This is a genomic window from Candidatus Methylomirabilota bacterium (assembly GCA_035709005.1).
Classification (GTDB): domain Bacteria; phylum Methylomirabilota; class Methylomirabilia; order Rokubacteriales; family CSP1-6; genus 40CM-4-69-5.
Genome location: DASTFB010000092.1, coordinates 1 through 19,677 on the forward strand (window position 1 = coordinate 1; position 19,677 = coordinate 19,677).

Annotated in this window: 18 protein-coding genes and 1 pseudogene; 4 read left to right on the top strand and 15 right to left on the bottom strand. The window is 70.5% G+C overall.

Going from position 1 to position 19,677, the window contains the following annotated elements:
- From VFR64_17140 to VFR64_17160, 5 genes are all read right to left on the bottom strand, one after another.
- The coding region (locus tag VFR64_17140) for a GAF domain-containing protein (protein ID HET9491467.1) at positions 1-1,410 on the bottom strand (1,410 nt) is incomplete at its 3' end.
- Positions 1,411-1,415: 5 nt separating this feature from the next.
- Positions 1,416-1,979 carry an OsmC family protein gene (locus VFR64_17145; GenBank protein ID HET9491468.1) on the bottom strand — a complete coding sequence of 188 codons (564 nt, stop codon included), beginning with the start codon at positions 1,977-1,979 and terminating at the stop codon, positions 1,416-1,418.
- 14 nt (positions 1,980-1,993) lie between these two features.
- Positions 1,994-4,045, bottom strand: coding sequence for an alpha/beta fold hydrolase (locus VFR64_17150; GenBank protein HET9491469.1), 2,052 nt, complete (start codon positions 4,043-4,045; stop codon positions 1,994-1,996).
- A gap of 25 nt (positions 4,046-4,070) precedes the next feature.
- Positions 4,071-5,066 (bottom strand): ROK family protein, encoded by a 996-nt coding sequence (locus VFR64_17155; GenBank protein ID HET9491470.1) that lies wholly within the window; start codon positions 5,064-5,066, stop codon positions 4,071-4,073.
- Between the two features lie 141 nt (positions 5,067-5,207).
- Positions 5,208-6,590, bottom strand: coding sequence for an MmgE/PrpD family protein (locus VFR64_17160; GenBank protein HET9491471.1), 1,383 nt, complete (start codon positions 6,588-6,590; stop codon positions 5,208-5,210).
- A 94-nt stretch (positions 6,591-6,684) separates the two neighbouring features.
- Here VFR64_17160 and VFR64_17165 point away from each other — a divergent pair, with 94 nt between their 5' ends.
- The 3 genes from VFR64_17165 to VFR64_17175 all read left to right on the top strand — a co-directional run bounded on the left by VFR64_17165 (position 6,685) and on the right by VFR64_17175 (position 8,596).
- Complete coding sequence (locus VFR64_17165; protein ID HET9491472.1) at positions 6,685-6,855, top strand: hypothetical protein; 171 nt, start codon at positions 6,685-6,687, stop codon at positions 6,853-6,855.
- Between the two features lie 49 nt (positions 6,856-6,904).
- Positions 6,905-7,504, top strand: a complete 600-nt coding sequence (locus VFR64_17170; GenBank protein HET9491473.1) for a thioredoxin family protein — start codon at positions 6,905-6,907, stop codon at positions 7,502-7,504.
- A gap of 75 nt (positions 7,505-7,579) precedes the next feature.
- Positions 7,580-8,596, top strand: a complete 1,017-nt coding sequence (locus VFR64_17175) for a branched-chain amino acid ABC transporter permease (protein HET9491474.1) — start codon at positions 7,580-7,582, stop codon at positions 8,594-8,596.
- 8 nt (positions 8,597-8,604) lie between these two features.
- Here the strand turns inward: VFR64_17175 and VFR64_17180 are convergent, their stop codons facing one another.
- The 4 genes and pseudogenes from VFR64_17180 to VFR64_17195 form a co-directional block, all read right to left on the bottom strand.
- Positions 8,605-9,672 (bottom strand): phosphotransferase, encoded by a 1,068-nt coding sequence (locus VFR64_17180; GenBank protein HET9491475.1) that lies wholly within the window; start codon positions 9,670-9,672, stop codon positions 8,605-8,607.
- 120 nt (positions 9,673-9,792) lie between these two features.
- A pseudogene (locus VFR64_17185) lies at positions 9,793-9,996 on the bottom strand (TIGR00730 family Rossman fold protein).
- Complete coding sequence (dapF, locus tag VFR64_17190; protein ID HET9491476.1) at positions 9,993-10,862, bottom strand: diaminopimelate epimerase; 870 nt, start codon at positions 10,860-10,862, stop codon at positions 9,993-9,995. The pseudogene VFR64_17185 and the gene dapF overlap by 4 nt, the downstream one beginning before the upstream one ends.
- Before the next feature lie 45 nt (positions 10,863-10,907).
- Entirely contained in the window at positions 10,908-12,038 is a 1,131-nt protein-coding gene (locus VFR64_17195; GenBank protein HET9491477.1) for a citrate synthase, read from the bottom strand.
- 74 nt (positions 12,039-12,112) lie between these two features.
- Here VFR64_17195 and VFR64_17200 point away from each other — a divergent pair, with 74 nt between their 5' ends.
- The gene (locus VFR64_17200; protein ID HET9491478.1) at positions 12,113-12,931 is read left to right on the top strand and encodes a methyltransferase domain-containing protein; all 819 of its coding nucleotides are present in this window, start codon (positions 12,113-12,115) and stop codon (positions 12,929-12,931) included.
- Positions 12,932-12,940: 9 nt separating this feature from the next.
- On the opposite strand, the gene VFR64_17205 is transcribed toward VFR64_17200, so the two are convergent.
- The 6 genes from VFR64_17205 to VFR64_17230 are packed head-to-tail and all read right to left on the bottom strand — an operon-like array spanning position 12,941 to position 19,666.
- Entirely contained in the window at positions 12,941-14,557 is a 1,617-nt protein-coding gene (locus tag VFR64_17205) for an AsmA-like C-terminal region-containing protein (GenBank protein HET9491479.1), read from the bottom strand.
- A gap of 27 nt (positions 14,558-14,584) precedes the next feature.
- On the bottom strand, positions 14,585-15,553 hold the full coding sequence (locus VFR64_17210; protein ID HET9491480.1) for a quinone oxidoreductase: 969 nt from the start codon (positions 15,551-15,553) through the stop codon (positions 14,585-14,587).
- Positions 15,554-15,599: 46 nt separating this feature from the next.
- On the bottom strand, positions 15,600-16,445 hold the full coding sequence (locus VFR64_17215) for an oxygenase MpaB family protein (protein HET9491481.1): 846 nt from the start codon (positions 16,443-16,445) through the stop codon (positions 15,600-15,602).
- Positions 16,442-17,014, bottom strand: coding sequence for a hypothetical protein (locus VFR64_17220; GenBank protein ID HET9491482.1), 573 nt, complete (start codon positions 17,012-17,014; stop codon positions 16,442-16,444). Before VFR64_17220 ends, VFR64_17215 begins: the two co-directional genes overlap by 4 nt.
- A complete protein-coding gene (locus tag VFR64_17225) occupies positions 17,011-18,315 on the bottom strand; it encodes a pitrilysin family protein (protein ID HET9491483.1) in 1,305 nt (434 codons plus the stop codon). Before VFR64_17225 ends, VFR64_17220 begins: the two co-directional genes overlap by 4 nt.
- A gap of 28 nt (positions 18,316-18,343) precedes the next feature.
- Positions 18,344-19,666, bottom strand: coding sequence for a pitrilysin family protein (locus VFR64_17230; protein HET9491484.1), 1,323 nt, complete (start codon positions 19,664-19,666; stop codon positions 18,344-18,346).
- Between the last annotated feature and the right edge of the window lie 11 nt (positions 19,667-19,677).

Consider the following 19,677-nt stretch of genomic DNA (forward strand, 5'->3'; position numbering starts at 1 on the left):
CCGGAGCTGCTCGGTGCGCACCCGGACCTTCTCCTCCAGGCCCCGGCTGAGCTCCTCGATGGTCTGGAAGCTCTCGGCCCGGTCCACGGCCATGGCCACATGGTTGGCCACGGCCGCCAGCAGCTCGGCGTCGCTCTCGCCCAAGCGGCCGGGCTCGCTGGCAGCCAGGGTGAGGACGCCGAAGACGCGGCCTTTGACCCTGAGCGGCAGCGCGACGAAGCTGCGGACGTTGAAGGCGCGGACGCTCTCTCTATGGACCGGTTCGTCGGCGGCGTCGACGTCGTGCACGAGCACGGGAACGCCGGTGACGGCGGCTTTCGCTGAGCCGCTGACCCCGGCCTCGAGCGGAATCTCGTATCCTTCGAACCGCGGACCGGCGCCCGCACCGACGGCGCGATGGCCCCGGAGCACCCCACGGTCCTGGTCGACGAGGAACAGGTGGGCGGCGGGATAGCCCATGCGGTGGACCAGCCGATCGAGCGCCTGGTCGTAGATCCGCTCGGGATCGAGGGCGGCGTTGACGGCAGCGGACAGCTCGATGAGCAGCGAGAGCTGCTCGATCTTGGATTCCAGGTCGCGGAACTTCTTCTCCAGCTCGTTGTTGGAGTAGATGACCTCCTCGCCCTGGAGGTCGAGCAGGCGCTCCGTGTGCCGGCGCCGCTCGCGCTCGCGCAGCCCGAGGCCGAAGGCGACGCCCGACACGAGGGACAGCCCGACCGCGATGGCGTAGGCGGCCCAGGGCAGGCCGGGGAGCGCAAACGCCCCCAGCGCCGCCAGGATGACACCACCGATGCCGCCGGCGACGGTCGCAATCCAGAAGCGCCGGCCCAGCGAAGGGTTTTTCCAGCGAACCTCGATCAGACAAGCTTCGTCCCCGCGGGCCGCGCAGGTGCGCTCGACGACTACGGCCCGGGGTAACCCCCAGTTCGTCGGGAACCGCTCGAAGACGATGTTCCGCATCCGACAGGCCCATAGGGGGGCCCGGAACCCCGGCAGCGGGGTGCTGCGGAACCGGGCGTGAGCGCGACCCACCTCGAGGGTCTCGAACTTGCCCCAGCGCATCTGCTGGTGCTGAAAGATGTCCTGCCGCAGGTACACCGTCCGGGGGTCGCCGATCCCCATGGAGTACGTCCCCAGGTACGAGCGCTCCTCCCGCGACGGCTTCCAGTCCATCGCGAATTCCCAGAGCTCCCGCTGGAAACGCTCCTCGTCGGCCTCGCCCGCGAGCTGCTGGGCCAGCCGCATGAGCTCATTGGCCAGCCCCAGGGGAATCCAGTTATGGTCGGCCATCAACCAGTCCCGAGGGCGCCCGGCGGCGCGACAGATCGCCGCGACGCCCTCGGGGCCGGCCCGCCGCTCCACGAAGGGGATCAGGACCTTCGTGACCAGGCAGTTCACTTCACCCGGCATGCGGGTCAGCGCGGCTTGTACACGAAGTTGGAACTCACCTTCACCGGCGCGGTCAGGGCATCGAGGACGGGCGACTTGCGGTCGATGGTCTCCTTGCACCGGCGGACCTTGTCCTCGGGGGCCGAGCTCTTGATCGTCACCGTGTAGCGGATGTCGCTGAAGCCGTTGCGCACCGTCTTGTCGTGCCCGAGCAGGCCCCGCAGGTCGATGTCGGCTTCCATGTCGATGTCGAGGCCGTCGATCGGCACCTCGAAGAGGGCGGCATTGGCGGCGATCCCCGCGGTCAGGCAGCCAGCGAGCGCCCCCAGCAATACCTCGATGGATGCCGGCGCGCCGTCGACCCCGCCCAGCCCGGGAGGCGCATCGCCGGTCATGATGAAGCTGCGGGTCCGGGGCGTGGCCCGTCCGTTGACGCCCTGATGCTCCCCCAGCTCCACGAGGGACTTGGTCCCCCGGAGCCACGAGGACCGGACCTTCACGGTGCGCTTGCCGAGGGCCGGGTTCTCGCGAACCTTGCGATCGAGCTCCTTCATCGCCTCGACGTTGACGTCGTTCATCTGATCGGCCATGGGGAATTCTCCTTTCACAAGAGGTCGGCGATCAGCCGGGCGGCGCGCTCGGTGCCGCCCGACGCGGGTTCACTCCAGTGCACGGGCTTGCCCAGGTGATCCAGGATGGCGGCGCCCAGCTCCTCGGGCGTCGTCCGATCGTAGTCCATCCGCGCGCCGGCGCCCAGCCGCTCCAGGCGCCGGCTGACGAAGAACGTCTGCTCGAAGTGATTGCGCAGCGGGAAGTACAGGAACGGAGTGCGCAGAGCCGCCAGCTCCATCGTCGTGGTCAACCCTCCCTGGACGATGGCCAGGTGCGCGGCGGCGTGGTGGCGGAAGAGGCTCGGCACGAAGGGCCGCACGTCCAGGCGGGGATGCCGCGGCAGCTCGCTCGGGTCGAGCCGGGGTCCCGCGACCAGGATCATGCGGGCGTCGGGAATCCGGCCGGCGATCAGCCGGAAGGCCTCGGCGCACTTGAGGAGCAAGCTCTTGCCGACTCGCGTGCCCCCCACGGACACGACGATGATCCGCTCATCCTCCCTGAAGCCGAGCTGGCGGCGGAGGGCGGCCCGGTCCCGGAAGTCGGCGGGGTCGAACTGGTAAGTGTACCCCGAGAAGCGAAAATGCTCGCGCGCCCACTGGCGCATGTTGGGCAGGTCGGGCCCGAAGGGCCGGTCGAGCACGTCCTCCTCGTCGCCGACCATGAGCGAGAGGTCGCGCACGTCGGGGTGCAGGCGCAGGTGGTCGATGTTCTCGGCATTCTTCTCCCAGGCCCGCTTGAATTCGAGCGAGGCCGGGTCGTCCCGCATGGGCAGCATGCCGATGAAGTCGGTCATGAACACGTACGGGGCCGACTTGATCTCGGGGTTCTCGTGCAGGTAGTAATCGAGGTCCCAGCCCTCGTCGCCCACCCACAGGTCGTAGCCGCCGCCCTCCACCACGTCGGCGAACACCATGAAGTTGGCGGCCATGATCTCGTCCATGTCCCAGAGCGCGTTGAAGGCGTGCAGCTCGTGGTCGGCCGTGACCCAGCTCTCCATGTGAGCGCTCTCGTTCAGCAGGAGCTCCGTGGCCGGGTGCAGGCGCTCGCCCATCTCCTGGACGACACGCCGGGCCGGGTCGGCGGCCAGGAACTCCACCGTGGCGTCCGGATGGATCGCTCGGATCTGGCGGGCGATGGCGATGTCGCGCTGGATGTGGCCCAGGCCGATGGGGCTCGACAGCCACAGGATGCGCCGCCGGGATGACCGCTGCGGCGGCCGGGACGGGACCTTTCGCTCGGCCATGGGCGGGATGCGCTGAGACTCGACGGGCCGGTCGAGAACGAAGTCACGGATGAGCCGGTTGACCTTGGCCGCCTCGCGGCCCGGCAGCCCGTGCCCGCCCTTGGCGAAGGTGACGAGGCGGGCGCCCGGGACCGCCTCGGCGAACTTGCAGCCGTGCGAGTAGGGCACGATGGGGTCGTCGCTGCCGTGCAGCAGCAGCACGGGAATTCTGAGCTGGCCCAGGAGATCGCCCACGTTGTCCTTCTCGAGCTGGCGCAGGGCCTCCACGAAAATGTCGGGCGTGGTCTCCCCCATCCACCGGATCGCGTCTTCCACGCCCTTGAGCGAGTGGGGTTCGGGGTACGCCTTGGTAACCAGCCGGGTCCGCCAGCCGTCGAAGTCCTCGCGGATCACCCGGGCTACCCGCTCCTCGAAGGGCTTGGGCAGGGACTGCGCGTACTGGGGAGCAATGCCGACAAGGCGACTCACACGCTCCGGATGCTCGACGGCGTAACGGACCGCCAGCATGCTCGCGCAGGAGTAGGCGACGAGGACGACCGGATACCGCGCCGTCTCGTCCAGCACGGCGACCATGTCGTCGTAGCGGCTGGCGAAGTCGTACCCCGTCGCGGGCCGGCTCGAGCGTCCGTTGCCCCTCGGGTCAAGGGTGATCACGCGGAAGTACCGCGCAAGGTACGCGATGTTGTTCTTCCATAGTCGGCTGTAAAAAGCGGGCTGAGAGGGGGGATGGAGCAAGATGTCGCAGGGGCCACTCCCCGTCGTCTGATAGTAGATCCGCGCCCCGGGGCGTTCGAGATACATCGCGATCACCTCTCTCTGGTCGCCGTCATGGTTGCGATGCGGTCGCCGGACGTTCCCCCCGTCGGCCCAGCTCGTAGAGGACGAGCGCGGCGCCGCCCCGCACGGTCTGCCGTTTGTCGACGGGGACGAAGCGGATCGACGTGCCGGCCAGGGCGGGAGCCAGCGCATGGGCCGCGACGGCGGCGCGAATGTCCGGCTCGAAGCGGGCCAGCGACGTCGCCACCCCGCCGGTGATGATGATCAGCCCGGGGTCGACCGCGTTGATGATCGCCCCGACCGCAACGCCCAGGGCCTGACAGGCCCCGTCGACCAGCTGCCGGGCCAGCGGATCTCCCGCCTCGGCAGCTTCGAAAATGCGAGCGGCCGTGATCTCCTGGGTATCGCCGTCGGCCAGCCCGGAGAGGCTCGACGCCATCCCCATGGCCAGCAAGCGGGTCGCCGTTTCAGCCAGCGCCCTGCCTCCCACCCGTTGATTGAGACAGCCCCGCCGCCCACAGATGCATGGTGGGCCGTCACGTTCGACGGGCATGTGCCCGAACTCCCCCGCGCAACCACTGTGGCCGCGAACGAGGCGGCCGTCCAGGACGAGAGCCCCGCCCACTCCGGTACCGACGGCGACCACGGCCAGCGAGCGCGCGCCCCGGCCCAGTCCGAACGTCAACTGCCCGACGGCGAGGGCATTGACGTCGTTCTCCACGAACGCCGGCACGCCGGTGGAGGCCTGTAGGTGCTCGGCCACTGCCACGTGGGCGAGCTCGGGGACGAGATTCATCGAGCTCACCACCATGCCTCGGTCGATGTCGACGATACCAGGCAAGCCGACACCGACGCCTTCGAGGTGGAAGCGGCGGTTCCGGGCGCGCTCGACCAGCTCATCCACGACCGCCATCAGGGTGTCCAGCGCGTTGCCCTGCCGACGCGTGGGCGACTCGACGGCCGTCAGCACCTCACCCTGCGGCGTGAGCAGCCCTCCGGAGATGGACGTCGCTCCCACGTCGATCCCGATGATCACCGGCTCCATGGCCTTCATGCTCCGGCAAGAGGCGTGCCCAGCGTGGCGGGCAGAAATTCCGCGGGTTTACCAGGGGCGAATGCAAGCTGACGTTGCATCTGGACGCCGTCCGGCACGCTCGAACGCAATCCCAGCTTGCGGGCGCGCGGGCTACGGCCGGAGCGCGGCAAGGAGCTCGCCCAGAGGGGGGTCGGCCGCGAGCCCGTCCACAGTCCTGATCACCCGTTCGGCCTGTTCGCGAGGCAACACGAGCGAGGCGTTGCCGACGAACTTCGCCTGCACTTCCTGCCGCGTGAGCGGGGAATCCGGCCCGCCCCGCGGCCGGTCACGGCGCTCGCGGACCACCCGGCCGCCGGCGAGCGTGATCTCGACGTCGCCCACGAACTGACGGGGGTAGTCGATGGTCGGATCGATTTCGTAGCCGACCCGCCGGGCGACGTCGAGCACCTCGGGATCGCGGACGGCCTCGTCGGTGAACTCGGCCAGCCCGGCCCGGCCCTTGATCAGGATCACGGCGACCAGGTACGGCAAGCTGAACTTCGCGGCATAGCCGTTGGGTGGTCGGTGCTTGGCGGCGAGCGGCTCCCACAGGCGGGGCAGCGGCCCCGCCGCGGTGCGGCAGCGGACGGCCGTGACGTCTCCGGCCCGGATCCGATGCGCCTCGCGCAGCCGGAGCGCGCAGTCCATGTACGGCTGCGCGATCGAGCCGCAGGGATAGGGCTTCAGCGTGAGCTGCTCGAGCTCCCATGCTCGCCCCAGACTCTCCAGGAGCGCCTGGAGCCGGGTGGGGTCGTGAGAGCCGGCAAAGGCCGCGTAGAGACCGTGCGCGCCCTCGAACACGCTCTCGGGCCCGGTGAAGCCTGAGCGGGCGAGCAGCGTGGCCACGACGCCGGCGTGGGCGGCCCAGCCGGGGTGCAGCCGCTTCGTCCACGACCCGTCCGCGAGGTACTCGATGATGCCGGCCGCCTGGCTGCCGCATACGCCGAACGCGTGCACGAGCTGGTCCTCGGCGAGGCGATAGAGCCTCCCCGCGGCGGCGGCGGCCGCGAAGCCGCCGGCGATGGCCGTCGGATGGAAGTGGCGGGCATGCAGCGCGCCGGGAACAGCCAGACCCACGCGGCACATGACCTCGACACCCGCGATCAGGGCCTCCAGCACCGCCTGGCCTCGCGCCCCCACCGCCTCGCCCACCGCCAGCGCGGTCGTCACGGCGACGCAGCCGGTGTGGACGATGGCATCCTCGCGCGTGTCGTCGAAATCCAGGCCGTGGGCCAGCGTGGCGTTGGCCAGGACGGCATTGGCCGATGCCGTCCGGGCCCGGGTGCCGAGCAGCCCGCTCTCGGGCGTCCCGCCCAGGCGCTCGGCCACGTCGAGCACGGCGCGGCCGAAGTCCTCGCGTGACGCCGCCAGGCCGTTGCCGAGGGTATCCAGCGCGAGCAGCGCGGCCTTGTCGACTACCGGCGCCGGCACCCGGTCCAGCGTGAGGCCCAGGACGAAGCGGGCAAGCTGTCTGGCGGCGGTGGCAACAGCCACGAGGCCCCTTCTACGCCGGGGCCGGCGCCGTTGACAAGCCCTCGCCTTCCCGGTACCGTCCCCTCTCGATCCCAGGCGGGGCAGATGCCCCGGCATGGTCGACCTCAAGGACGCCGTGCGGGTCGCCAGCGCCGAGGGCAAACGCTTGGACCGGGCGATGAAAGAGGTCAAGCTGCCCAAGTACGAGTCGTCGGGCCGCTACAACGAGTTCTTGCCCATGAACGTCGAGCGGCTGTGCCTGTACTGGCGCAACGGCTGGCAGTAGCGGAGGTGCGTGAGCACGTCTGACGTCCACATCACCAAGGAGACATGACATGGCCCAGTTGAGGATTCCCCTGGATGCGCAGCGGTTCTCCAAAGGCCTGACCTGGAAGGACTACATGGCCCAGATGGGAGACACGCGCGCCCGCACCGAGCAGAACTACAAGAACTCGGAGCTGACCCCCGAGGAGAAGAAGTTCTTCGGTAGCATCACGCAGGTCCCCTACGTCATGATGCTGGCCGAGAACTGGTGCGGCGACGTCCACCGCAACTCCCCGCTCGTCGCCCACATCTGCGAGGCGATGCAGAACTGCGACTTGCGCGTCTTCTTCCGCGACAAGGAAACGGACCTGCGCGACACCTTCCTCAACAACGGCTACCAGTCCATCCCGGTCGTCGTCTTCTTCGACAAGGACTGGAACGAGATCGGCCGCTGGGTCGAGCGCGCGCACGCGGCGACGGCCAAGGTCGCCGGGATCCGGTCCCGGACGGTGGAGGCGGCTCCTCCCGACAAGCAGGAAGCCGCCATGGGCGAGTACCGCAAGCAGGTCCAGGCCGAGTACGAGGTGCCCGGGGGCCCGCTGTGGCGGTCCGCCGCCCAGGAGATCAAGGCGCTGCTGGAGCAGCGGCTCGGGCTCGCCGCCAAGAAGTAGTCCGTTCCGCGCCCGGTCCTGACACCTTTCCGCCCCAAGGTCGGGAGGGTGTCAGGACCCGGCGATGCCTCGCCTGTGCGGATCGAGACCCCTACCACGGCGCCCCGTCGGGCCGCCGTCCTCGTGATCGTCCTGCTCGGCTTGCTGCTGTCCGTCCCCGGCCTGGTGGGCGCTTACTGGGTGATCGTCATCAGCTCGGCGCTCGCCCTGTCCATCGCGTGTCTGGGCGTGAACCTCCTGCTCGGCTACACCGGGCTTCTCTCGCTCGGCCACGCGGCCTATTTCGGGACGGGGGCCTACGCCGGCGCCTTTCTCTATGCGTTCGGCGACGCCGAATCGCTGGAGACGTATCTGGCCGCGGGCGTCGGCGCCGCCACGGCCCTGGCCGCCGTCTCGGGACTCGTCTGCGTCCACGCCACGCGCCTGCACTTCAGCATCCTGACCGTGGCACTGGCCCAGGTGCTGCACTCGCTCTTCGTCGGCGGCGCGGTATTCCTGCCCTTCGGCGACCGGGGCAAGGGCTTCTACCTCGTCGGGCACGGCGGCTTCCACATCCCCCGGTTCACCATCGCCGGGATCGATCCGGGCCCGGAAGCCTTCGTCACGGTCCTGTACTACATCATCCTGACGGCGTTCCTGATCTCCCTCGGGCTCATGTGGCGGCTCGTGAGGTCACCCTTCGGCACGGCGCTGCGCGCCATCCGGGACAACGCCACCCGGGCGGCCTGCGTGGGCATCCCCGTGCGGAGCTATCGCTGGCGGGCCTTCGTCATCTCGGCCATGTTCACCGGCCTGGCCGGCGGACTCACCGGCCAGCTCGACCGACAGATCACTCCCCAGCAGCTCGACTGGTTCTTCTCGATCCAGCTCGTCGTGGCCACCGTCCTGGGCGGGCCCGGGCGCTTTTTCGGCCCGGTGGGCGGCGCCTTCCTCGTCGTGGCCCTGAAGGAGGTCGCGCTGCGATTCGCCCTCTACCACAACGCGATCCTGGGTGTCCTGCTCGTGGCGATCGTGATCGCCCGCCGTCGCGAGCGGGCCGCCACTCCCGACCGCTTCATCCCGGAGGTGGGCCGATCGGCGCCCTGGGCCTGACGTCAGCTTTAGTCGGCGCCGAACGCCCGCTGCACGAGGGCCCACGCCGCCTCGGCGAGCGGGCGAGCCCGACGACCGCGATCGCGAGCGTTGGGGTCGTTGGCGGTCCCGGCCAGTACCCGCCCCATGATCCCCTGGGCGATGGCGGCGAGCCGGAACATCGCGAAGGCGATGTAGAAGTCCCACTGCGGGATGCCCGGGCGCCCGGTGCGCCGGCAGTACCAGTCCAGGTATTGCGCCTCGGACGGGATACCGGCCGGACGTTCCTGGCCGGCAAAGCCCTCGAACTGCTCGTGGCGCAGGCGAAAGGGCAGGCAGTTGTAGCCGAGATCGGCCAGCGGGTGACCGAGCGTCGACAGCTCCCAGTCCAGCACGGCGGCGATCCGCGGTTCGCTCGGATAGATCAACATGTTGCCGAGCCGGAAATCGCCGTGGACCAGGGTCGTCTCGTCGCCCGGCGGGATGTGGGCGGGCAGCCACACGATGAGGCGCTCCATGGGCTCGATCGTTTCGGTCGCCGACGCCCGGTACTGCGAGGTCCAGCGATGGAGCTGCCGCGCGAAGTAGTTCCCCGGCTTGCCGAAGTCCTCCAGCCCGGCCGCCCGCCAGTCCACCGTGTGCAGCCGCGCCAGAACGTCGGCCAGCGCCTCGTAGATCCCGGCCCGGTGCTCCGGCTCGACGCCGGGCAGCCGCGGGTCCTTGAACACACGGCCCGGCACGTACTCCATCACGAAGAACGGCGTGCCGGCGACGGCCGGATCCTCGCACAACGCGTAGGTGCGAGGCACGGGGACGCCGCGGCCGGCCAGCGCCGTCATCACGCGGTACTCGCGCTCCACGGCGTGCGCGGAAGGTAGCAGCTTGCCCGGTGGCTTGCGACGCAGCACGTACTCCCCGCTGCCGGCCTGCAGGTAGTACGTCGGATTCGACTGCCCCCCCACGAACTGCCGCATCGTGAGAGGGCCCCGGAAGCCTTCGACGTGACCCTCCAGGTATCGCTCCAGCGTCGGCACATCGACCCGATGGGTCTCCAGCACGTCGATCGTTCCGGCCAGGGGCGCCGCAGGGTGCGTCATCGCGACCAACAAGATAGGCCAAGGCCGCCGGCCGCGCCATCTCGACTTCGCCGGCGCCCTTCCTGCCGGTGCGAGGGCGGCTCCGGGAGGCTAGAGTTCCACCCAGGCCCGAGCCATCGCCAGGCCCTGGGGAATGACGCCGATGCCCTCCCCGCCTTCGCTCAGCACCGTGTCGGCGAGCACGCCCGTCAGCCCGACCGAGCCGCCGCCGTAGACGAGGCCCAACCGGCGGCGCGCCAGCTCAACCCCGCGCGCCCGTGCGGCCCCCGCGTACTCGGGCCGCGCGCCCGCCGACGATCCGGCAAAGACGCAGACGCGGGTCATCGGGCCAGGACGTGGGCTTCGACGAACTCCCGGCTGAGCGTGCCCGTGCAGGTCTCCTCCACCGGTCCTTCCAGGCGCAGCGACCAGTCGGGCCGCACGTGTACGGCGAGCTCACCTCCCGGCATGCGCACCAGGACGCGGCCGTGGTCGCAGACACCCCGGCGGACGGCCGCGGCGGCCGCCCCGCAGGAGGACGAGCCGGAGGCCAGCGTATAGCCGGCACCGCGCTCCCAGATGAGGATGTCCAGCGCGTCCCGTCCGGTCACCCGGGCGAATTGCACGTTGGTGCGGTTGGGAAACGCTTCATGGGTCTCGAGCTGCGGACCCAGCCGCCGGCAGGCCGCCTCCTCCAGCCTGTCGACGAACACCACGCAGTGCGGGTTGCCCACGGACACCGCCGTCACCAGGAGCCGGGTGCCATCGGCCAGGCGCAGTGGGACGTCCACGGCCTCGTCGGCGTCCGCGCGGATGGGGACCTCGTGGGGGCGAAACGTGGCGCGTCCCATCTCCACGGTGACGTAATGGACCCGGCCCTGCTGGACATGGAGCCGGCACTCGACGATGCCGCCTTTAGTGTCCACCGTGAACGTGTCCCGCTTGGCGTGGCCGTGGTCCCACAGGTACTTGGCGAAGATCCTGAGCCCGTTGCCGGACTTCTCGGCCTCGCTGCCGTCGGGATTGAAGATCCGCAGCCCGAAGTCGGCCCGGGGCGACGGGACCCGCAGCAGAATGCCGTCGGAGCCGACCCCACGATTGCGATCGCAGATCCGGACGATGGCCTGACCGCTCAGTGGCCCCGGCAGGTCGCGCTGGTCGACGACGAGATAGTCGTTGCCCAGGCCGTGGCTCTTGACGAACGGGATCACGCGCGGTCCGCAGACCGCGGGTGGATGGCGGGGCTCGTCCCCCACCTACCGTCGGTCAGGCGGCACGTAGGGCTGGCGCGCCGGCCCCGTGTACTCGGCGCGCGGGCGGATCAGCCGGTTGTGGGCGTGCTGCTCCAGCACGTGCGCCGCCCAGCCGGCGACCCGGCTCATCGCGAAGATCGGCGTGAACTGGTCGGTGGGGATCCCCATGCAGGCGTAGGCGGCGCCCGAGTAGAGGTCGACGTTGGGATAGATCTTCTTCTCCTCGCTCACCACCCGGGCCACGATATTGAGGATCTCGACGTAATGCGTCCGCCCCGTCTGCTGGCCCAGTTCGGTGGCCAGCCGCCGCAGGTGCTTGGCTCGAGGGTCCTCCACCCGGTAGACCCGGTGACCGAAGCCCATCACCCGGGTTTTGTCGGCCAGGGCCTTGCGGATCCAGGCCTCCGCGCGGGCAGGCGTGCCGATCTCCTCCACCATCCGCATCACCTGCTCGTTGGCGCCGCCGTGCAGCGGACCTTTCAGCGCGCCGATTCCCGAGACGATGGCCGAGTGCAGATCGGAGAGCGTGGCCGCCGTCACCCGGGCCGCGAACGTCGAGGCGTTGAACTCGTGGTCGGCGTGCAGGATGAGCGCGACGTCGAACGTCTTGGCGGCGAGCTCGGTGGGTTTCTTGCCCGACAGCATGTAGAGGAAGTTGGCGGCGAGGTTGAGACGCGGGTTGGGCGCCACCGGAGACTTGCCGCGCCGCAAGCGCTCCCAGGCCGCGACCAGGGTGGGCAGCTGGGCGGTCAGCCGTGTGGCCTTGCGTATGGTGGCCTCGCGGGAGTTGTCGGCGGCATCGGGGTCGAACGCCGACAGCGCGGAGACGCCGGTGCGCGCGACCTCCATGGGCGTGGTCTTCTTCGGCAACTGCCGGAGCATCGCCACCAGCTTGGGCGACAGCTTGCGCGACGCGGTGGCCGACAGCGCCTTGACGTGGGCGTCGAGCTCCTTGCGGCTCGGCAGGCTGCCATGCCAGAGCAGGTAGACGACCTCCTCGAACGAGGAGTGCTGGACGAGCTCGTCGACGTCGTAGCCGCGGTAGAGCAGGCGCCCCTGGCGCCCGTCGATGAAGCAGATCTCCGAGGTCGAGACGACGACATCCTCGAGACCTTCCTTGAAGCTTTCGCTCATACCTGCCCCTCGCCCGGGTGTTTGGAGACGGATTGCTTTTATCATAGCTGCCAGGAGCCTTCAAGGCACGCCCCGTGAGTCTCAGCGAGTTCTACGACCACCACCCCATCGACGAGGAACACGTCCTGACGAGCGCGGCACGCCGGCGCGGGACGCTGGCGGGGCTGCACGCCGAGGACTTCTTCGACTTCGATCAGGACCACTACGGCGGCCTGGCCGCGGTCGAGACCCTGGCCCGGCGTGCCGCCATCGGGCCCGGGTGCCGCGTGCTCGACGTGTGCGCCGGCCTGGGCGGTCCGGCGCGCGTTCTGGCCCAGCGCCTGGGCTGCCGCGTCGTGGCCCTGGAGCTGAACCACCGGCGCGCGGCCGGTGCGGCGCGGCTCACCCGCCGCGTGGGCCTGGCGGGACCGGTCACGGTCGTGCGCGGCGACGCCGCCAGGCTCCCGCTGGCGGCCGGCCGGTTCGACGCGTGCCTGAGCCAGGAGGGGTTGCTGCACGTCGCGGACAAGCCGGCGGTGCTCGGCGAGTGCCGCCGCGTGCTGGTGCCCGGAGGGCGCCTGGCGTTCACCGATTGGATCGCGCGGCCTCGCCTGGCCGACCGTGAGCGCGCCCGACTGCGCGACTGGATGGCGGCGACGACGCTGCAGACGCTGGACGGCTACCGGGCCCTCCTGGGCCGGGCTGGCTTCGGCGCCATCGAGGTCGAGGACATCACCGACGAGTGGCGGCCCCTGCTGCGGCGGCGCCTGCACGTGCACCGCGCCCTGCAGGACGAGACGGCAGCCCGCTTCGGGGAGCGCTGGTCGCGGGAGTTTCTGGAGCTGGATCGATTCTTCGTGGAGCTGGTCGAGGCCGGCAAGCTCGGCGGTGGCCGATTCACCGCGCTCCGCTGAGGGCTCGCCTCAACGCAGCTTTCGCAGGATGTCCTTCAACCCTTCCTCGATCCGCCGCTGCTCGCCTTCGCGCAGCAGGGATCCGGGCGCGATGGCGATCTTCGGCGCGGCGGCGGTCCCCGTCACCCGTGCCCGCAGCTGGCGGCGCGAGGCGGTGACGTTGAGCTCGACGTTCATGGCGCCCGAGGCCAGGGCATAGGTGCCGGCGGCGGTGGCCTTGAGGGCGCGCCCGCTGAGCGTGAGATCGCGCGTGGACACCACGCCGTTGGTGATCGTGTAGGTGGCGGTGATCGAGTCGTAATCGAGGGCCGAGTCGAGCGCGCCGGCCGGCAGCTCGCCGCCCAGCACCGACTCCAGGGCGCCGCCCAGGCGGACGACGCGGTCCAGCAGCGCGAGGGCCTGGGCGCCCACGACCTTCCCCGCCCCCACGCGGAGCCGGCCCTTGCCGTCGAGGGTCGTCCACAGCGCGGCCGGCTGCGCCGCCGCCGAGCCGGTGAGATCCAGCGGCCCCGTGACCGCGTATCCCTGGCAGAGGAAGTCCACCAGGACCTTGTCCAGCGGCACGGCCTTGAGGGCGAGATCGCCGAGCTCCGCGCGCATGGGCGTTCCGAGCGTCGCCACCAGATTGGTGGTGATCGTGCCCTTGCCGATCGCGGTCGTCACCGGTCGCACCGTGACCCGTAGATCCTCATAGGTCAGATTCAGCTTGACCGGCTCCAGCGCCAGCGTGCGGCGCTTGGGATCCGGGCACTGCGGGTTGCGCTGGGTGATCGTGACGTCGGTCAGCTCGACCTCGCCAGCGGCGCGCGGCTTGCCCACGGTGCCGCCGAGGGTCAACGCGCCTTTCAGCCCGCCGGCGATGGCCGGCTCGGGCCCCAGGGCCGCCGCCACCAGCTCGCGCACCTGCTTGCCCTCGAGGGCGACGGTCCCTCGTACGGGAGCGCCGGTCACCGTGCGCGAGCCGTTGAGGCCGATCGTGCCCTCGCTGATCCTCAGCACGAGGTCCCCCGGCGTGACGCGAGCGTTGCCGCGAAAGCCCAGAGGCCCCGCGCTCGGCGTCAGCGTGAGGTCGAGATCCTCCACCCGGTAGCGCTGGGCCTCGCCGCCGGTGCGCGACTCGTAGACGACGACGCCGTCCTCGATCTTCACCTGCGAGGCGATCACGCCCGCCGCCCCGGGGCCGGGGCCGCCGGGACCCTTGGGCCGGGCGGGCGGCGCCTCGGCCGGGCCACCCAGCGTGGCGACGTTCCAGGTGCCGTCGGCGGCCTGAACCAGCGAGATGACCGGCTCCTTGAGCACGAAGTCACCCAGCTCGACCCGCAACCGGAGCAGCGGCCAGAAGCGGAGCCGCACCTCGGCCCGCTCCAGCTTGAGGAACGGCGTCTTGCCGAACTTCGGGTCCTCGGCCACTTCGAGGTCGCGGAGGACGACCGCCGGCCGCGGAATGACCGACACGGACACCGACGAGAACCGCACCGGGCGACCGAGCGCCTGGCTGGCGGTGTTGGCGATCAGCGACTGGATGCGCGGCGTGTCGACCAGGAAGGGGACGGCGATCACCGCAGCGAGCACGAGGACGAGGATCGCCGCCAGGGCGACGGCGATCCACGTCCATACACGCCTCATGCCCAGAATTGTAGCCCGGGCGGCGAGCTAGGGCAGCAACAGCACCTTGCCGGTGGTCCGGCGGCTTTCCAGGGCCCGGTGGGCCTCCGCCGCATCCTTGAGCGGGTACTCGAACTCGGTGCGCAGCTTCAGCTTGCCGTCCCGAATCCAGCCCAGCACCTCGCCGGCTCGCGCCACGAGCTCGTCCCGGGTCCCGATGTAGTGGAAAAGGCTCGGGCGCGTGAGGAAGAGCGAGCCCTTCTGGTTGAGGATCTGCGGGTCGATCTGGCCGATGGGCCCGCTGGACTGGCCGAAGAGGGCCATGAGCCCGCGAGGCGCCAGACTGTTGAGGCTCTTGTCCCAGGTGGTCTTGCCCACGGAATCGTAGACGACCTGCACGCCCTTGCCGCCCGTGATCCGCTTGACCTCCGCCTCGAAGTCCTGTTGCGTGTAGAGGATGGTGTGATCGGCGCCGGCCTCGCGGGCGAGCTTGGCCTTGTCCTCGCTCGACACGGTGCCGATCACGCGGGCCCCCCGGAGCTTGGCGATCTGCACGAGGAGCAATCCCACCCCCCCGGCCGCCGCATGCACGAGGCACGTCTCGCCCGCCTTCAGCGGATACGTCGAGCACGCCAGGTAGTGGGCCGTCATGCCCTGCAGCATGGCCGCCGCGCCTTGCCTGGTGGTGACCCCGGCCGGAAGCTTGACGAGGCGGGCGGCGGGCACCGCGGCCAGCTCCGCGTAGGCGCCGGCGGCGCCGGTGTAGGCCACCTTGTCGCCGACCTTGAGGTCGGTGACGCCGGAGCCCAGTGCGGTGACGGTGCCGCCGCCCTCCATGCCCAACGTGAAGGGCACCTCGGTCTTGTAGAGACCCGTCCGGTAGTACACGTCGATGTAGTTCAGCCCGGCGGCATCGATCTTGATCAGCGCCTCGCCGGCCTTGGGTGTCGGTTCCGGCACGTCTTCGTAGCGCAGCACCTCGGGACCGCCGGTTGTGTGAATGCGAACGGCTTTCATCGACGACCTCCTCAACGTGGTGAGTTCTGGCGCGGGGTGCGGCGGATTATAGCACCGGGTGCGTGCGCGCCCGGGCCCGCCGGGCCGACCGCGCCATCGGCCACTGCCGCAGCGGCGGCGGCACCAGCGGCCGCGCGTGGCGCACGAGCCAGGCCAGCGCCACGAGGGCCCGACGGTGCCGGGCGGTCCAGCGTATGCCGTAGGCCTCGCGGATCGCGTCCGGCAGCAGGCCGACCGCGGTGAGCTGGAGCAGCCAGCGAACCGGCCAGCAGTGACGCAGCACGGGGGGCGTCAGAAGCTCCCGGGCCAGCCGGCGCGCCGTCGCCGTCACGACGATGTCGCCGCTGGCCAGCATGCGGGCCATATAGGCGTCCAGCTCGGCCTGGCTGCGGGGCAGCGAGCTCGGGGACAGGCCCAGCAGCGGGGCGGCGGCGGCGCTCTCCGCGCAATACCGGTCCTTGTCGTCCCCGGTGAGCGGGCCCACGTAGAGCTCGTAGGCGCTCATGAAGGCATGCAGGCACGTCGCATGCACCCAGGCCAGCAGCGCCGGATCGTGAGCCGTGTACCGCGTGCCCCGCGGAAATGGGCCTTCGGCGTCGGTCAGGGCGCCGTGCACGCGGTCGTGCACGGCGTTGATGGCGCCGGCGATGCGCCGGGCCGCTTCCTCGCCCCCGAACGTCAGCGTGACCATGGCGTGCAGCGTGCGGTGCAACCGCCGCCAGGGGGCCAGCCATCCCCGGCGGAAGCCGCTGTGGTCGGCGACGCCGCGGGCCACCAGCGGGTGAGCGAATTGCAACAGGATGGCGCTGCCCCACCCCAGGAGCAGCACGACCTCGCCGTGGATCTTCCACGACACCTCCGGCACGTCGAGCACCGACGAAGCTGTGCTCACCGCATCTCCGCCAGGTCGATGGGGAATCGGGCGATCGGTTGGCCGTTCGCATTGGCGATGATGAGGATCAGCTTGGCGGTTGCCTTGAGATCCCGGGTGGGAAACCAGTATTCACAGCGCGCCAGGAACCGGCCGGCGTCGGGACGGGCCGTGTGCTCGTTCTGGACCAGCGCCGGGGCGATCTCGCGGTCGCCGGCCAGCAGGCGCGGCCGCAGATGCCGGGCGAAGTCCGGGCGCGCTCCGTAGAGCTGCACCGACAGCGTGATCCGGTCCCGGTAGTCGCGCAGGACGCGCTGCCGATCTTGCTGCGTGAGCGCCTCGTTGCGGAAGGCGGCGTGGCGCGCGGCCAGAGCCAGACGGTGGAAGGGCGTCAGGACGCTCACGCTCTCGCCGGAGCCGTTCACCACCCGCCACTCGTCACCGAAGCTCTCGCTGATGATGCTGCGCTCGCCCTCGCGCAGCGCCTCGGCCTGTGCCTGTTCCCCGAGCGTGAAGGAGGCCGCGCCGGCGGCCGGCGCGGCCGTGGCCAGCGCCACGGCCAGCCACGCCACCCGGGCCCCGCCCTTCACGGCGGCTGTCCGACCACTACGCGGTGAAAGTCGCCCGGGTCGAAATACCGCATGGCCACCCGCTGGACGTCGGCCGCCGTCACCTGGCCGATGCGCTCGCGGTAGCGGTCGGCGTAATCCAGACCGAGCCCCAGCTCCTCGACGGCGACGATGAAGTCGGCGACCTTCGCGGAGGTGTCCAGACGCAGGGGAAAGCTGCCGATGAGGTAGGCCTTGGCCAGCTCCAGCTCGCGCTCCCCCACCGGCGTCCGGGCCATGCGGGCCAGTTCCTCCTCGAAGATCCTGGTCACCCTCGGGACTTCCTGGTTTCGCGTCTGGGCCGACACCCTGAAGGAGGCGCCGTACTTGCCGGGCGCCAGATAGCTGAAGACGGCGTAGGCCAATCCGCCCTCGTCCCGCACGCGGGCGTACAGGCGCGAGGCCGATCCGCCTCCCAGGATGTATGAGGCGACGGTGAGTGGATAGTAATCGGGGTGCCGCTGGTTCACGGCCTGCCGGCCGAGCACGATCGTGGCCTGGGTGAGATCCCGCTTGACCGTCTCCGAACCGGCCGCCATGCCGACGGGCGGCGACGGCGGTGTCGGCGGCGTCCCGCCCGGCCGCGGCCACGCCCCGAACCGGGCGAGAATCTCCCGGCGGGCCTGGGCCGCGGTCACCGCGCCCACCATCGCGATGATCGTGGAATCGGGACGCACGAACTCTCCCCAGAACTTCACGACATCGTCGCGCCCGAGCCGTCCCACGGACTCTCGCGTGCCTTCCACGGGCGTCGCATAGGGATGGCCCGGGAACAGGAGGCGGGACAGAGCGCGGGCCGCAACGACCTCGGGACTCTCCTCCGACCGCTGGATGGCCGCCTGGATCTCGGCCACCTTGCGCTTGACCTCGGCCTCGGGAAACTTCGGGCGCAACACCACGTCGGCGAGCAGGTCGAGCCCCAGCCTCACGTCCTTGGCCAGGACCGCCAGCGACACGGTGAGCCCGTCGCGCCCGGCTCCGGCCTCCAGCCGGCCGCCCACGAACTCGATGGCCGCATCGATCTCCTGGCCCGAGCGCGTCCCGGCGCCCCGGGTGAGCACCGTGCCGGTGAGGTTGGCCAGCCCTTCGCGCCCGGCCGGATCGAAGACGGCGCCGGCCCGGTGCAGCACGCGCACCGCGACGATGGGAATGGCTGGCCGCTCGGCCACCAGTAACACGATGCCGTTGGGCAGGACCTCGCGATGGGCGAGCGGTCGCCCGGCCGCCGTCGCCGGGGCCGACGCGACCGCGAGGAGCGCGAGCAACAGCAGCAGGCTCGCCATCGGCCGGCGCCGGCGCGGCAGTCGGCCGTCAAGGCAGCGGTAGCAAGACACCGACATTCTTTCGATCGGCCGGGAAGTACATTCGGGCTACGCGCTGCACGTCGGCGGCCGTCACCGCCCGAATGCGATCCACGTAGGCGTCGAGGAGCCGGTAGCCGCCGATCATCTCGAACCGGGCCAGGAGCGCGGCGCGCCGGTACACGGAATCCTGCTGGAAGACGAATGAGGCCTCGACCTGGTTCCGGGCCCGCGCGAGCTCCTCGGCGGCCACCGGCTCGCTGCGCAGCTGCTCCATCTCGTCCAGGAGCGCCTGTTCCAGCGTCTCGGGCGTCTGGCCGGGCATCGGGGTGGCCCAGAACCAGAAGAGGTTCGGATCGAGCGAGAAGTAGGAATAGTCACCGCCCGCCTCCAGGGCCAGCCGGCGGTCGTAGACGAGGCTGCGGTAGAGCCGGGAGGCCCGCCCCCCGGACAGGATCACGGACAGCGTCTCCAGGGCCGGCGCGTCGGGGGATTTCTGGCTGGGCACATGCCAGGCCAGATACACGATCGGGAGCTTCGCCTGCTTCTGGATGATCACGCGCCGCTCGCCGTTCTGGACCGGCTCGGTGACCACCACCGGGGGCGGATCGGCGCCGCGGGCGATGCCGCCGAACTGCCGCTTGACCTGATCGAGCACCGCCGGCGCCTCGATGTCCCCCACCACGACCAGGGTCGCGTTGTTGGGGACGTAGTGGACGTCGTAGAAGGCCCGGATCTCGGCCGGCGTGATGCGTTTCAGGTCCTCCATCCAGCCGATGATCGGCGCGCCGTAGGGGTGGGCCTTGAACGCGAGAGAGCTGACCTCCTCGCCGAGGAAGCTGCCGGGATCGTCTTCCGTCCGCGTGCGCCGCTCCTCGATGACGACCTCTCGCTCGGCGTTGATCTCCTTGGGCTCGAGGAGCAGGTTGCGCATGCGGTCGGCTTCCAGCTCGAGCACGAGGCCGACCTTGTCGGCCGCGATGTTGACGAAGTACGACGTCAGGTCCTGAGTGGTGAAGGCGTTGTCCTGGCCGCCGTTCTGTTCGATCAGCCGGGCGAACTGACGGGGTCCATACCGATGGGTACCCTTGAACATCATGTGCTCCAGGAAGTGGGCGATCCCGGTGGCGCCCGGCCGCTCGTTGCGGGAGCCCACGCGGTACCAGAGCTGGACCGACGCGATCGGGCTGCGGTGGTCTTCGAGCAGGAGCACGCGCAGGCCGTTGTTCAGGGTCGTCGCCAGCACGGCCGCGGTGCCGGCCGAGGGCGCCTGGGCGACGACGGGAGCGACGGAGACGCCGACCAGGACGACGGCGAGGAGCAGACGCTGCACGAGAACGATTA